Origin of the sequence: Faecalispora jeddahensis, assembly GCF_000577335.1 — a bacterium.
GTDB lineage: Bacteria > Bacillota > Clostridia > Oscillospirales > Acutalibacteraceae > Faecalispora > Faecalispora jeddahensis.
Window position 1 is genome coordinate 13,514 of record NZ_CBYL010000019.1, and the last position, 14,336, is coordinate 27,849.

Sequence of the window (14,336 nt, forward strand, 5' to 3'; positions counted from 1 at the left end):
TCTTCAACAAAAAGCACCCCAAGCAATGTAACACTTGGGGTGGCTCAATGATTCTTATTCGTTTTTCTCTGCCAGACAACCTAAACTCAGCGGGAAGAAGCAACCGCCTGCTGTTTCTTCTGCTGCTTGTGCTTCTGCCACATGACATACAGCGGACCGGCAACGCAAACTGAGGAATAGCAGCCGGTAATGATACCTACCATCATCGGCAGAGCAAAGGTCTGCACGGAATCCAGGTTGTACATCACGCTGACGATATATACCACCGCGATTGCGGCAAAGGTGCAGCCCGCTGTGTACAGAGAACGGGTCAGGGTCTGGTTGATACTGGTGTCGACCAAAGTGCCATAGTCGGCCTTTGGGCCCATCAGCTTGCGGTTTTCACGGATACGGTCGTAAATGATGATCGTATCGTTCAGCGAATAACCGAGAATCGTCAGCACAACCGCAATGAAGTTATCATTGATCGGCATGCGGAAAATGACAAACGTAAAGTATACCATCGCCACGTCGTGCAGCAGGGCGATAATCGCCATGGTACCCGCCGAAGCACCGCCGATCTTCTTAAAGCGGAACGCAATGTAGACGATCAGCAGCAAGGCCGCAACCAATACGGACAACAGGCACTTGAGGAAGAAATCGCGGCCCATCACCGGGTTGACGGAGCTGGATTCCACCACAGCAAAGTTTGCACTTGGGTATTCCTTTTCCAGCGCGGCGGCCACCGCCTGCTGGTGCTCAACGGTCAGGGATTCTGTGCCGGAGAAGGAAATCGATACATTATTGAGCGATTTCCCGTCGTCCGCGGACTTGACGTCCTCGTTGATGTTAACGGTAACAGGCTTGCTTGTCGTAGCCTGAACGATATCCTGCACCTTTTCCTGATCGATGGCGCCGGTATAGGAATACTTGATCAGCGCACCGCCGGTGAACTGAATATCGAGCTGAGTGCCGAAAATAATGTTGAAGATCAGGCCGATTGCCATCAGGCCCAGTGAAATCGCAAAATAAATTTTGCGGTTCTCGTAAAAACGAATGTGAAAAGTTTTCATTTATCGGCACCTCCATACAGCCACTTGCTGCGTGCGAATCGGAACCCGGAAATGGATTTGGTCATCAGACGGGTTGCGGTAACGCCCATGATAAAGTTGCCGATCGTTCCGATCAGCAGGGTATATCCAAAGGAATAGATAGCCCCTGTGGTGGAGGAACCGAACAAAGCAGAGAACAGATTGGTGGGTCCGAATACCAGCATCAGAATCACGGCAACGATAATAACGGTGATGTTACCATCGAAAATCGCCCAGAAGCTGTTGGCGTTACCCTTTTGGATTGCTCCGTCCAGCGTTTTGCCGGCCCACAGCTCTTCTTTGATTCTGGTGGCGGTGATGATATTCGCATCCACGCCCATGCCAATGGAAAGGATGATACCGGCGATGCCGGGCAGCGTCATCGTAAAGCTATTGAGGAAGGGGAAATATCCCGAAACGGCCGCAAACGACAGGGCAACTTGTCCCATCAACGCGATTACGGCGATCAGGCCTGGCAGGCGGAACATGAACAGCATGAACAGACACACCAGTGCAAATGCGATCACACCGGCCCAGCGCATGGCATCCAGCGAGCTGCTGCCGAGGGACGGGCTGATCGTCTGGAAGTTGGTGGTCGTCAGCTTGAACGGCAGAGCACCGGCGCTGATCTTCGCGGCCAGAGACGAAGCCTCCGCGGCTGTGAAGTTGCCCTCGATGGTGCATTTACCGTCTGTAATCGCCTCTTTGACGTTCGGGGCGGAAATCATCACGTCGTCCATCCAGACCGAGATGGTTTGTCCGACCAAACGCTCTGTTGCCTCAGCAAATTTAGTAGATCCCTCTTTGCTGAATTCCAGCGCAACCAGATACTCGGTTTTGCCGGAATCGGGATTCTGATAAACCTGCGGCTGAGCCGACACAACATCGTCGCCCTGCAGGATAATCGTATCCTTTGTCGTACCTGTAGGGGTCTTGTACACCGGCTGACCGTCGGAGCCGGTCTCGGTGGTTGCGTAATCAGCCCCTTCACGGAAGGTGAGCAGCGCGGTCGCGCTCAGCTCTTGAATGGCTGTTTCAGGGTCAAAGTTCTGTTCGCCGCTTTTCCAGGGGAAACGAACAATAATACGGTCATTGTGATCGTCGGTATAGATCTCATAATCCGTGATATTATTGTTGACCAAACGCAGTTCAATCGTCGACTTTGCCGCATTGAGCTGATCCTCGGTCGCTCCCTTTCCGGTATCGGGTGTAAAGGTCGCCTCTACCCCTCCGCGGATGTCGATGCCCCATCGAATGTCGCCCGCACCTTTTACATATGTAGTGCGATTGTCCCCGTTTTGCGCATATACCCCAAAAATGGCGGTGTAGGTAAAAAGCAGGATCAGGAGGGCGACGACGAAAAACACCGGTTTTCCTACTCGCTTCATGCAAATATCCTCCAATAGCATTAAGGTTTCCGCGGCTGCGTTCCAGGTGGAACCGCAGCCGCGTACATAACAAAGCTTATTATAAGATTATACCCGCAAAAAGTCAATGGAAAAGCCTTGGTTTGCCCGCTTTCGACAAATCATTCTGAAAAAAATCAGCAATATCCTTATACTTGTATCCCGCTCTCTTTTGTAATATGATTTGAAGATCATTTTCTGAGCGAAAAGACGGAAATCAGAACGGTGGGAATTCATTTATGGATTTGATTCAATGCAAAATAGCACCGGATCACCACATCCTGTCTTACATTGCATTCATACGAAAATTTGACCGTTCTTTGTCTGTAGGTGAAATGAAACAGAAAATAGAGAACGGCCGTTTGCCATAGAATTTGATTTGGAATATTTTGATGTATTGGAAGATTGAAATGGTATTGATAGAAAGGATGTCTTTCGGGAATTGATTTCTCAGTTGATAAACCTTGGGGCCAACATAAGCGATACCATAACGGTGAGACTGCTACGCTTAAGTTTCTGGATAACTGGTTGAACGCTCTGCAGCAAATTGCCCTTCCTATGGAATTTTATGATTGACCAGGAACAGGAAGATCGCGCATAACACAGCGAATTGATCCCCTGTGGCAGCATAGAAACACAATTGTCACCCAATAGCGGCAACGAAAAAACGAGGTCATAGTCTTAAATAGACTATGACCTCGTTTTATTCGGTTCAATATATGAAAATCTGCCGGGAAGCTTAGCCAAGCAGCTTTTCCAAAGCAGCCAGACGAGCGCTGACACAGAACACCGCGATGGCCTTTTTCATCTCTTCCAGAGACGGATACGTGGGGGCGACACGGATGTTGGTATCTTTGGGGTCTTTGCCGTAGGGGAATGCCGCGCCCGCACCGGTAAGAACCACACCGGCTTCCTTACACAGCTGAACAACGCGCTTTGCGCAGCCTTCCATCACATCGACGCTTACAAAATAGCCGCCGTTCGGATTCGTCCAGGAAGCGATGTTCTTATCACCCAACTCGCTGCTGAGAGTGTCGAGCACCACCTTGAACTTGGGGGCGATACTCTCTCTGTGAAGCTTCATATGCGCCAAAATGCCGTCCAGATCGCGCAGATACAGCAGGTGGCGCATCTGGTTGAGCTTGTCGGGTCCGATGGTTTGGAACGAAAGATGCTTTCTGAAATCCTGATATGTTTTTTCTCCCGCTGCCATTGCAGCAATACCCGCACCCGGGAATGTAATTTTAGAGGTGGAGCAGAAAAATACCGGCAGCTCGGTGTTCCCGGTCTTTTCGCATTCCGCATACAAGTCAAGCAGCACGTCGGGGGTATCGGTCAGGTCGTGGACGCAGTACGCGTTATCCCACATCACGCGGAAGTCCGGCGCGGCAGGCCTCAGCGCTGCAATGCGGCGAACCACGTCGTCGGAATAGGTGGTTCCAAGCGGGTTCGAATACTTCGGCACGCACCACATGCCTTTAATGGTATCGTCCTCGGCAACCAGACGCTCGATTATATCCATATCGGGGCTGCCGTCGATCATCGGAACCAGAATCAGCTCAAAGCCAAAATATTCCGTGATGGCAAAGTGGCGGTCATACCCGGGGGAAGGGCACAAAAACTTGATTTTTTCCTGCTTGCCCCAGGGCTTGCAGCCGGAAAAGCCGTGCGTCATACCGCAGGAAATGAAGTCGAACATCATATTGAGGCTGGAGTTGCCGCCGATGATGACATTCTCGGGGCGCACCTGCATCATCTGCGCCAGAATCGCGCGCAGCTCGGGCACGCCCTCAGGCATACCGTAATTGCGCAGATCGTCCCCGGTGGAAGCGATCATATTGGAGTCCGACGTCAGCATATTGAGCATATCCATAGAAAGATTCAGCTGTTCGGGAGAGGGCTTCCCTCTGGCCATATTCAGCTTCAGACCCTGTGCCTTGAAAGCATCATACTGTTGCTGAACCTTTTGCTTTTCCTGTTCCAGTTCCTGTCTGGACAATAAACCATATTCCATTTGAGCATCTCCTTTTCCAAACCTGCATAAATGATATTGAAAGCATTACCATTCTAATATATTCAGATCAAAAACGCAAGTTAAATTTATCGTTCCTGCATTTTTGTTATATTTGGCAAGTTTTTCACAAAAAAGTAGAGCAAATTGCTTTTTTCGGGGATTTTTATTTCAAATAGTCATTTGATTGGTCTTCAAAAAAAACAGTTGTGTCTCCCGAATTTGGCGGGAGACACAACTGTTTTTCGTTTTTTAACAGGACAGATTCTTATTAAAACTCCGCGGAACCGGTTGTGCGCGGGAAGGGAAGGACATCCCTGATATTGGAAACGCCGGTCAAATACATCACCAGGCGCTCAAAGCCCAAGCCAAAGCCCGCGTGTTTGGCTCCGCCGTAGCGGCGCAGATCGAGATACCACCAGTACTCCTCTTCGGAAAGGCCTGTTTCGCGCATGCGGCGCTGCAAGAGCTCCAGCCGTTCCTCTCTCTGGCTGCCGCCGATGATCTCGCCGATGCCGGGCACGAGCAGATCCATGGCGGCCACGGTTTTGTCGTCGTCGTTCAGACGCATGTAGAACGCTTTGATCTCCTTCGGGTAATCCGTCACAAAGAGCGGCTTGCCGAACACCTGCTCAGTCAGATACCGCTCATGCTCGGTCTGCAGATCGCAGCCCCACGAAACGGGGTATTCAAACCGGCTGTTCTCGCGCTCGAGCAGTTCCACCGCCTGCGTGTACGTTACATGGGCAAAGTCCGATTCCGCCACATGGCGCAGGCGTTCCAAAAGGCCGGTATCGATAAAGCGGTTGAAAAAGTCCAGCTCCTGCGGGCAGGAATCCATCACGGAACGGATCACATAGCGGAGCATGTCCTCAGCCAGACGCATATCGTCCGAAAGATCGGCAAACGCGATTTCCGGCTCAACCATCCAGAACTCCGCCGCATGGCGCGCCGTGTATGATTTTTCTGCGCGGAAGGTGGGCCCAAAGGTATATATTTTACCGAACGCCAGTGCCATGCACTCCCCCTCCAGCTGACCGGATACGGTCAGCGAGGTGTGGCGCTGGAAGAAATCCTTGCTGTAATCCACAGAGCCGTCCTCACACAGGGGCGGGTTGACCGGGTCGAGCGTGGTGACGTGGAACATCTCCCCTGCCCCCTCGCAATCGCTGGCGGTGATCAGCGGCGTATTGGCGTAAACGAAGCTGCGCTCCTGAAAGAAACGGTGAATGGCAAAGGCCGCCGCAGAGCGCACACGAAACACGGCGCTGAACAGATTGGTACGCGGGCGCAGATGCGCGATGGTGCGCAGGAATTCCACAGAATGGCGTTTCTTTTGCAGAGGATATTCGGGCGCGGAGGCCGCTTCCACCGCAATCTGTTCCGCGTGCAGCTCGCAGGGCTGTTTTGCCTCCGGCGTTGGCACCAGCGTACCGGTCACACAAAGCGCCGCACCCACATTCTGCTTTGCGATCTCCGCAAAGTTTTCAACGTTCTGCGCTTCAAACACAACCTGAAGCCCCGCAAAGCTGCTGCCGTCGTTCAAATCAATAAACCCAAGCGCTTTGGAATCCCGGATGCTTTTGACCCAGCCGCAAACAGTGATTGTTTTTTCTGCATATTCCTGAGGGCTGGTGAGAATTTTCGCAATTTCGATTCGTTCCATACCATCCATACCTCCTGATTATTTTCTGCCGCGGTCCGCTCCGCGACCAATAGAATTTTCCTGAAGCTCCGCTTCGACTCACGGCGGGCGTTAGGATGATGATACCACAGGCGCAGCACGTCGTTGTGGTATATTTATCAATTGGGATATTAGAAGCCGCTGCGGTTATTATAACATGATGGCAAACACAAAGTCCGCCCCGACCGTATCAAGCTGTTTTCTGGGCCGTGTTACCCTGTTTCAATGCGCTCTCTCAGGCATCCAAAGCTTTGCCTTGGTCTGTACCGTGAGGTTATTATAACATGATAACCAGAACATTTTACACTTCATCTATAAAAGATGTTGCCTGATCTACGCCACCATGTTTCAATGCTCTCTCAGCCGCCCAAGGCTTTGCCTTGGATTGCGGCGTGAGGTTATTATACCATTTGTTCCCATAAAACAGAAACAAATAAAAAAATTTTGCCCGATATTAAAAAATGGACTTGATTTTTGTAATAAGTTTCGCTATAATAACATAGTCGCTAGCCCGGCAGCGGGTTTGATGCCATATGGAGAGGTATTCTAATGGTAAGGAGCCACATTGGAAATGTGGTGTGCCGCAAGGCATTGTGCGTTCGAGTCGCATCCTCTCCGCCATTGTAATCCAAAAGTGAGATTCTTTTTCTTGTAAACGGAATCATGCTTTTGGATTTTTTTACTTTAAATCAAAGTTAGCAATGTTTCCCGGCAAAAATCAGCGAAGCATTCTGTTGGAACTCAAATGACAGGAGGGGAAATGTATGCCACGCAAATCAGATCTGGCCGGCCAGAAATTCGGATTATTGACTGTCGTCGGCGACAGTGGGGAACGCAAGGGTACCTGCGTTTTATGGACGTGCCGTTGCGACTGCGGAGTTACCATAACGGTACCTACCACATCTCTCACCAAGGGACTTGTGAAAAGCTGCGGATGCGTACGGAGTGTACGCAAAAGTATTTTTTCCGAACCGCAGTGGAACAATACAAGCGGTGTCAGAGGCGTACATCTCAAAAGGAACAAAGGGAGATCCGCCCGGTGGACTGCGGTGATCAGCCTGAATCGCAAGCAATATTACTTAGGGTCATACCGTAATTTTGACGCCGCTGTAAAAGCCCGCAAAGCTGCGGAAGAACATATTGAGGGTTCATTTGAAGAGTGGTATTTGGAATGGCGTAAAAAAACCAGACGAACGAAAAAATCCCCTGATCCGGTTTGATTTCTCGGAGTACATACGAGATTTGGAACAACTACATAATACAAAATGAATATTTAAATATAATTATTACTAATTGTATTTTGTCCTGCATCAAAAGAGAGGCTTTCAGTTTTTGAAAGCCTCTCTTTTGTTATGGAGGGTATGAAAAAGAGTTGACACACAGGCATCGCCAAACTCTCTGCCCGAATATGGAATGGATTTATTTCGGCTGCTTTCCAATATAAGCAAGAATTCCCCCGTCCACATATAAAATGTGTCCGTTTACAAAATCGGACGCGGAAGAGGCCAGAAACACAGCCGGCCCGATCAGATCGGACGGCTCCCCCCAGCGGGCTGCCGGTGTTTTGGAAATGATGAAGGAATTGAACGGGTGCCCGTTCTCGCGCAGCGGCGCCGTCTGCGGCGTGGCAATATAGCCGGGGCCGATCCCGTTGCACTGAATATTGTATTCCCCGTATTCCGACGCGATATTTTTGGTCAGCATTTTCAGGCCGCCCTTTGCGGACGCATACGCCGAGACGGTTTCTCTGCCCAGCTCGCTCATCATGGAGCAGATGTTGATGATTTTTCCGCCGCCGTTTTGAATCATGCCCGGAATCACCGTCTTGGCAACGATAAACGGCGCGGTCAGATCCACATCGATCACCTCGCGGAATTCGGCGACATCCATTTCACACATCGGAATCCGTTTGATGATGCCCGCGTTATTGACCAGAATGTGGATGGGGCCCATCTTTTTCTCAATATCGGCGACCATCTCTTTCACCTGCGCCTCGTCGGTCACATCCGACACATAGCCCACCGCATCGATTCCGGCTTTGGCGTATTGCTCCTTCGCCCTCTCCACCGAATCCGCATGGACTCCGTTAAACGCGATTCTGGCGCCGGCCGCGGCCAGCCCGCTGGCAATCGCAAAGCCGATTCCATAGCAGCCGCCGGTGACAAGCGCGACCTTCCCTTTCAGAGAAAACATCGTTTCTATTTCCATTGCATGTTCCTCCTTTTATCTCAACGCGGTGATGTCCACCGTATCCATATCGTCAAAGGCCTGATTCTCGCCGCCCATCGCCCAGATGAAGGAATAGTGGGAGGTTCCGCAGCCGGAATGGATACTCCAGCTGGGGCTGATGACTGCCTGCTCGTTCTGCATCACCAGATGCTGGGTTTCCGTGGGGGAGCCCATAAAATGGAATACCACGTTATCCTTCGGAATATCGATATAGGTGTAAATCTCCATGCGGCGCTCGTGGGTATGTACGGGCATGGTATTCCACACGCTGCCCGGCTCCAGAATCGTCAGGCCCATGGAAAGCTGGCAGGTTTTCAGCACATCCGGGTGGATAAACTGATTGATCACTCTCTTGTTGGCGGTCTCCAAACTGCCGAGCGGCTTCTTTGCGGCGTCGGCGATCCCGATAAACGTTGTTTCATACGCACAGTGAGCCGGAGCGCTCACCATAAAGAATTTTGCCGGGTTCGTTTCGTCCTCGCTGGAAAAGGCAACGCTGCGGGTGCCCATGGTAATATACAGGCAGTCCTTGCAGCCCATGGAAAAACGCCGGCCGTCGGCCTCGATCACGCCCGCTCCGCCAATATTAAAAATACCGATTTCTCTTCTCTCCAGAAAAAATTCGGTGCCAAAGCTGGCCCAAACGTCGATCCCCTTGTCGATGGGCAGCGTTTCCCGCACGGGCATGCATCCCAAGGTCACCATACGGTCCACATGACTGTATACCGCAACGACTTCGTCCGGCACATACAGGTTCTCGATCAGGAACTCCGACCGCAGCTCATCCGTTGTATACCTCCTGACGTCTCTTTGATTGGCCGAGTAACGAATATCCATAAAAAGCTCCCTTCCTCCGGGTAATTTTGCAGATTCCAATGGTATCGTCCTGCCATTTTAAAGTTACCGGTTTTTCCCCCATCTGCGGCGGGGAAAAACGCGGGCAGAAACTACCCCGAAAAACCCTTTCTTAAAATCAGGTCGGTTTAAAGTGCATGAAGTGACAGGACTCTTTTCAGAAATCGGTCGAAAAATCTTGTATACTTGAATACAAGTTAACCAGAAACACTCTCTTTCGACCATCATATACCACCCCAAAGATTTCTGTCAAGAGCGCAAAAGGATAAATCCAGCCCTTTTCTTTGTGTATTTTTATAAAAACATGAAGCTAACACAAATAAAACAATCCAATTTGTCCATTAAAATCCTTACATTTAATAATGTTCTCTGCTGCAATAAAAAGATGCCCTTTTCATGAAATATTGTTTCTGGTAAGGATTTGTTATCAGCCTGTCAACAAATTAGATAAAATTTTTTAAAAAAATAAAAAAGTATTGACAAATCAATTCGCATGGGTATATAGTCATATCAGAAATCAAACGAAAAATCACTTCTGGTGTTGTCATCTTGCATTCAAGTATACAAGTATTGACCATCAATACCAAGAAACGAGGGAAATCTTGAACACTTATTTGAAATCGATGAGCAGTGACGACATTTATCACGCGCTCAAAGACGACATTTTGAACCTGAGGCTCAAACCGGGCCAGATGATTAGTGAAAACGAGATTGCGAACAGCTACCATGTTTCACGCACCCCGGTAAAGACTGCCTTTTTACGTCTGAAGGGAGAGAAATACATTGAAATCCTCCCCCAGAAGGGCAGCTTTGTCACGCTGCTGGATATGCAGTATATCAAAGACATCATTTACATGCGCTATGTTCTTGAAGTAGACGTCATGAAAACCATTCTGGAACAAGGGCCTTACGATGATTTGATGCACGAGCTGAAATCCAACCTGCAGAAGCAGCTGATGATGATTGAGCACGATAATCCCAACCCCCAGAATTTCTACGATATTGACAGCCAGTTTCACTATCTTCTTTTTCAGAAAGCGGGCCGCACGAAAATGTGGGATATTATTCAGGACTGCCAGGTGTATTACACCCGCTTCCGCATTCTGGATACGCTGACCACCTCGCGATATCTGCAGCTGTACCAGGAGCATATTGAAATCTATAAGCTTCTGGAAGAAAAAGACCTGGAGGCACTGCGAAAGCACATGCACGAACATCTTCACGGGAACCTGAAGGTGCTTTCCCAGAAAATCAACGGCGAATTCAAAGAGTATTTTATTCCGAGCGACCAGTCAAAACCTTAATTCCCCGGATTTGACAGGCTCTGGAGCTTTGGGGCCGGGGCTTGTTCAAGATACGAAACTGCCATTCATAAAATAAGGAGGGTTTGTCATTGAATCAGAAAATTTTATCGGGCGTACTGTCCTGTGCACTGGCTAGTTCTATTCTCCTTGGCGGATGTCAGGGTGCTTCCACACAATCCAAAGCGCCGGAAAGCGCCGGCGAAACCAGCAGCGCCGCTGCCGGACAAATCACGAGCGATCCCGTGGAGCTGCGTTTCTCGTGGTGGGGCTCCGACAACCGGCACGAGGCAATTCAGAAGGTCATTGCACTGTATCAGAAAAAGCATCCCAACGTGACAATCAAAGCGGAATATGGCGCGTGGGACGGCTGGCAGCAGAATATTCTGACCCAGCTTGGCGGCAAAACCGAAGCGGATATTATGCAGGTCAACTACAACTGGGTGCATTCCTTCGGCAAGGGCAAAAATGTATTTCTGGACCTGAACAGCGTAAAGGATTACCTGGACTTGGACAACTGGGATGCCGAATACCTGAAAGCCATGACGGTCGGCGGCGAGCTGGCGGCCGTGCCGCACGGTATGACAGGGCGCGCCCTGCTGTACAGCAAGCCGATGTTTGAACAGGCAAAGCTTACATACCCCACTACATATCAAGAACTGATGGACGCCGGCAAGACGATTGGTAAAAGCAATACGGCAACCGGTGCGGAAAACAAATATGTTATGCTGAACATCGGCAAGGAATGCCCCGACCTGTTTATTGCCCAGATGCTTTACAACAAGACCGGCAAGGTCATGCAGGTAGACGGCAAGGTGCAGTATACAGAGGAAGAGGTTGCCGCGGTTCTGGAACAATACAACGAATTCGCAAAATCCGGGGCCATGCCCACCTTCCAGCAGCAGAACGCAATCGCCAACGAATCTGACCCGACCTGGACCAGCGGCCGAGGCGGCAGCATCTACGAGTGGGTCAACTCGATGGATAAATATCTGGGCTCTTACAAGGGCGGCGATGCGAAGGATGAAATCGGCATTGCTCCCTATCTGGTAGAAACCGCAGGCCAGACTCCGAACATCTATGTAAAGCCGAACCTTGGCTATGCAATTTCCAAGAACAGCAAAAACCCTGAAGTAGCGGCGGATTTCCTCAACTTCTTCTTCACCGATGAAGAGGCCGTCAGTACACTTGGCACCAGCATCGGCATTTCTTCCAACACCGTTACCCGCGACCTGCAGGAAAAAGCCGGTCTGCTCAAGGGCATCATGAAGGAAGGCTACGATATGCTCGCCAAATACCCCCAGACCGTTCTGGACCCCTACTTTGAAGATTCCAACGTGCGCGGCGCCCGCTATGCCGCTCTGGAAGCATATCGTTCCGGTAAGCTCAGCTCTGCCGAGGCTGCCAAGCAGTATATCACCAAGCAGCAGGAAGAGCTGGATAAACTCTTCAAATGAGGGCCGGCAGCAAAAGGAACTTCGCGCCCTATCTGATGCTGATTCCATGGGTGATCGGGTTTATTGTATTCAAGATATACCCCATCCTCATTTCGTTTGTTTACTCGCTGATGGAATACCCCATTCTTGGCGACCCGGAATTCATTGGGTTTGACAACTACGTACACATCTTTACAAACGACGATGTGTTCCGGTCTTCCATTGCAGCAACAATGAAATATGTTTTGATCGGTACTCCCTGTGTCCTCGTCACTTCTTTCTTTGTGGCATATATTCTGAATTTCAAACTCAAAGGCGTAAACCTGTTTCGCACCGCGTATTACATTCCCTCCATTTTAGGGGGGAATGTAGCGGTCTCGATTTTGTGGATTCAGCTTTTCGACGTCAACGGGCCGGTCAACATGCTTTTGGGAATCTTTGGCGCGGAGCCTGTCTTCTGGCTGAAAGAGGAAAGCTTTGCGGTCATTACGCTGATCCTGCTGAAAACCTGGCAGTTCGGCTCCACCATGCTGATCTTTCTGGCGGCGCTCCAAAATGTTTCCGCCTCTTTGTACGAGGCGGCAAATCTGGACGGAGCCACGAAGCTGCAGCAGCTGTTCCGCATCACGCTTCCGATTATTACCCCCATGCTGCTGTTTAACATGGTAAACGTTCTGGTCAAGGCGTTTCAGGAGTTCAATTCCGCCTATCTGATTACGAAAGGCGGCCCGAACTACACGACCTACTTTTTGAACGTCTACATTTACGACCAGGCCTTTATGAACGGAAATTATGGCTATGCCAGCGCCCTGACGTGGATTTTGCTTCTGATCATCGGCACATTGACGGCTCTGGTATTCTCGTCCTCAAAATATTGGGTCTACTATAATGATTAAGGGGGACGGAACATGAATCGAGTCGGCAATCTTTCCCTCAACGCGGCCATCCGGTACGGCCTGCTGATCGTGATCGGCGTTTTTCTGATCTATCCCCTGCTCTGGATGATCGGCTCCAGCTTTAAAGAAAACATCGATATTTTCGGCACGCTGGCGATTCTGCCGCCCCAGGGGCGCGGAACGCTGGAAAATTTCAAATCGGCCTGGCAGATCAAAAGCGACCACATTCTGCCGTATTATTTTGGGAACACGATGAAGTTCCTGATTCCCAAAACGATCTTCACCATTGTTTCTTCTACACTTACCGCTTATGTGGTGGCCAGAAAGAAATTCGCGGGGAAGAAGTTTGTATTCACGGCGATCATCGTAACCCTGCTGATGCCCGAGCTTGCGTTTCGCATCCCGCTGTATCTTTTGTTCCGGGATGTCGGGCTGCTGAACACCTACGCGGCCCTGTATGTGCAGGACATTTTTGCGGCAGGCACCTGCTCCTTCTTCATTTTTATGGAGATTCAGTTTATGCGCTCCATTCCAAGGGAACTGGACGAAGCGGCTGTGATCGACGGCTGCAACGACCTGCAAACGCTGATTTACGTGATCGTACCGATTTTAAAGCCTATCATCATTACCGTCGGCCTGCTCTGCTTTATGTGGGGCATGAACGACTTCCAGGGTCCGCTGATTTACCTGCGCACCCCGGATAAAATGGTGATGTCGATGATACTCAAGCAGCAGCTCGACGGCGACACCATGGTCGTTTACGGCAAGCTGTTCGCGGCTTCTTTTATGGCGCTTTTGCCCATGATTGCCATCTTCTTCGCCGGCTCCCGCTACTTTGTAGACGGCGTGGCCAACTCCGGCGGAAAAGAATAATCAAAAAGCTCTGTCTAAAACGGTGATTTTCTCCCCCGCCTTTGGCGAGGGAGAAATACCCGGTTTTCCGCTTTTTATCTGCCAAAGCCTACCCCTTCCCTTTTGTCAGGGAAGCTCGCAAAAACTCTTACAAGCAAATTCAGAACAGGAGGAACAGCAATGCGATTGATCCGGTTTTTGGCACAGGTGATCGACTGGCTCGTCAGTCTGGCCGCTCTGATGTTTTCATTCCTTGCCATTCTCCCTGTTCTAAAACAATTGCTGCATAACACCGCGCTCTCGGCTTTATTGACTCTGCTGACGGCGGTTCTTCTCGCGATCGCGGTACAAGTCCCATTCTGGAGCGTGAATCAGACAGCCGGAAAAGCGTTCTTCGGGCTGGAGATTCAGTCCAGCAACGCGGACCGCCCCCTCACTCTTTCGATTTTAATACAGCGGGAAATTTTCTGTAAGCTGATGAGCTGTTACCTGATCTGTCTCCCCATGCTGTGGGGAAGCCCGGGCGGGCATGAGACAGCCACGGAAACACAGGTGGTACGCAGAAGAAAATCTTCCGCCTGTTACAAAAAATAGAG

11 protein-coding genes, 1 tRNA gene and 1 pseudogene are annotated in these 14,336 nt (G+C 50.3%); 7 read left to right on the plus strand and 6 right to left on the minus strand.

Translation table 11 applies throughout. The features are described 5' to 3' along the window. Positions 1-191: 191 nt before the first annotated feature. From secF to asnS, 4 genes and pseudogenes are all read right to left on the minus strand, one after another. A pseudogene (gene secF / locus TY09_RS08780) lies at positions 192-1,052 on the minus strand (protein translocase subunit SecF); the annotation flags it as partial. After that, entirely contained in the window at positions 1,049-2,458 is a 1,410-nt protein-coding gene (secD, locus tag TY09_RS08785; protein ID WP_042433239.1) for a protein translocase subunit SecD, read from the minus strand. The gene secD and the pseudogene secF, both read right to left, overlap by 4 nt. 757 nt (positions 2,459-3,215) lie before the next feature. Beyond that, positions 3,216-4,490: an aminotransferase class I/II-fold pyridoxal phosphate-dependent enzyme gene (locus TY09_RS08790; protein ID WP_042433242.1), complete on the minus strand. Its 1,275-nt coding sequence runs from the start codon at positions 4,488-4,490 to the stop codon at positions 3,216-3,218. A gap of 268 nt (positions 4,491-4,758) precedes the next feature. Continuing rightward, a complete protein-coding gene (asnS, locus tag TY09_RS08795; protein ID WP_042433245.1) occupies positions 4,759-6,153 on the minus strand; it encodes an asparagine--tRNA ligase in 1,395 nt (464 codons plus the stop codon). 553 nt (positions 6,154-6,706) lie between these two features. Here asnS and TY09_RS08800 point away from each other — a divergent pair. Continuing rightward, positions 6,707-6,792: transfer RNA gene (locus TY09_RS08800), tRNA-Ser, on the plus strand. Positions 6,793-6,935: 143 nt separating this feature from the next. After that, entirely contained in the window at positions 6,936-7,391 is a 456-nt protein-coding gene (locus TY09_RS08805) for a hypothetical protein (protein ID WP_042433248.1), read from the plus strand. 199 nt (positions 7,392-7,590) lie between these two features. On the opposite strand, the gene TY09_RS08810 is transcribed toward TY09_RS08805, so the two are convergent. Further along, the gene (locus TY09_RS08810) at positions 7,591-8,379 is read right to left on the minus strand and encodes a gluconate 5-dehydrogenase (protein ID WP_042433251.1); all 789 of its coding nucleotides are present in this window, start codon (positions 8,377-8,379) and stop codon (positions 7,591-7,593) included. A gap of 15 nt (positions 8,380-8,394) precedes the next feature. After that, the gene (gene kduI / locus TY09_RS08815) at positions 8,395-9,237 is read right to left on the minus strand and encodes a 5-dehydro-4-deoxy-D-glucuronate isomerase (protein WP_042433254.1); all 843 of its coding nucleotides are present in this window, start codon (positions 9,235-9,237) and stop codon (positions 8,395-8,397) included. A gap of 620 nt (positions 9,238-9,857) precedes the next feature. On the opposite strand from kduI, the gene TY09_RS08820 reads away from it, so the two are divergent. The 5 genes from TY09_RS08820 to TY09_RS08840 all read left to right on the plus strand — a co-directional run bounded on the left by TY09_RS08820 (position 9,858) and on the right by TY09_RS08840 (position 14,334). Beyond that, entirely contained in the window at positions 9,858-10,559 is a 702-nt protein-coding gene (locus tag TY09_RS08820; RefSeq protein ID WP_009062268.1) for a GntR family transcriptional regulator, read from the plus strand. 89 nt (positions 10,560-10,648) lie between these two features. Beyond that, positions 10,649-12,013, plus strand: a complete 1,365-nt coding sequence (locus TY09_RS08825) for an ABC transporter substrate-binding protein (RefSeq protein WP_009062225.1) — start codon at positions 10,649-10,651, stop codon at positions 12,011-12,013. Further along, the gene (locus TY09_RS08830) at positions 12,010-12,888 is read left to right on the plus strand and encodes a carbohydrate ABC transporter permease (RefSeq protein ID WP_009062236.1); all 879 of its coding nucleotides are present in this window, start codon (positions 12,010-12,012) and stop codon (positions 12,886-12,888) included. The genes TY09_RS08825 and TY09_RS08830 overlap by 4 nt, the downstream gene beginning before the upstream one ends. 12 nt (positions 12,889-12,900) lie before the next feature. Next, complete coding sequence (locus TY09_RS08835; RefSeq protein WP_009062239.1) at positions 12,901-13,761, plus strand: carbohydrate ABC transporter permease; 861 nt, start codon at positions 12,901-12,903, stop codon at positions 13,759-13,761. A 159-nt stretch (positions 13,762-13,920) separates the two neighbouring features. Continuing rightward, complete coding sequence (locus TY09_RS08840) at positions 13,921-14,334, plus strand: RDD family protein (protein ID WP_042433257.1); 414 nt, start codon at positions 13,921-13,923, stop codon at positions 14,332-14,334. Positions 14,335-14,336: the final 2 nt, after the last annotated feature.

Coding starts and splice junctions, on each gene's coding strand:
- secD (WP_042433239.1), bottom strand. CDS start 2,458: ATGAAGCGAGTAGGAAAACCGGTGTTTTTCGTCGTCGCCCTCCTGATC.
- TY09_RS08790 (WP_042433242.1), bottom strand. CDS start 4,490: ATGGAATATGGTTTATTGTCCAGACAGGAACTGGAACAGGAAAAGCAA.
- asnS (WP_042433245.1), bottom strand. CDS start 6,153: ATGGAACGAATCGAAATTGCGAAAATTCTCACCAGCCCTCAGGAATAT.
- TY09_RS08805 (WP_042433248.1), top strand. CDS start 6,936: ATGCCACGCAAATCAGATCTGGCCGGCCAGAAATTCGGATTATTGACT.
- TY09_RS08810 (WP_042433251.1), bottom strand. CDS start 8,379: ATGGAAATAGAAACGATGTTTTCTCTGAAAGGGAAGGTCGCGCTTGTC.
- kduI (WP_042433254.1), bottom strand. CDS start 9,237: ATGGATATTCGTTACTCGGCCAATCAAAGAGACGTCAGGAGGTATACA.
- TY09_RS08830 (WP_009062236.1), top strand. CDS start 12,010: ATGAGGGCCGGCAGCAAAAGGAACTTCGCGCCCTATCTGATGCTGATT.
- TY09_RS08835 (WP_009062239.1), top strand. CDS start 12,901: ATGAATCGAGTCGGCAATCTTTCCCTCAACGCGGCCATCCGGTACGGC.
- TY09_RS08840 (WP_042433257.1), top strand. CDS start 13,921: ATGCGATTGATCCGGTTTTTGGCACAGGTGATCGACTGGCTCGTCAGT.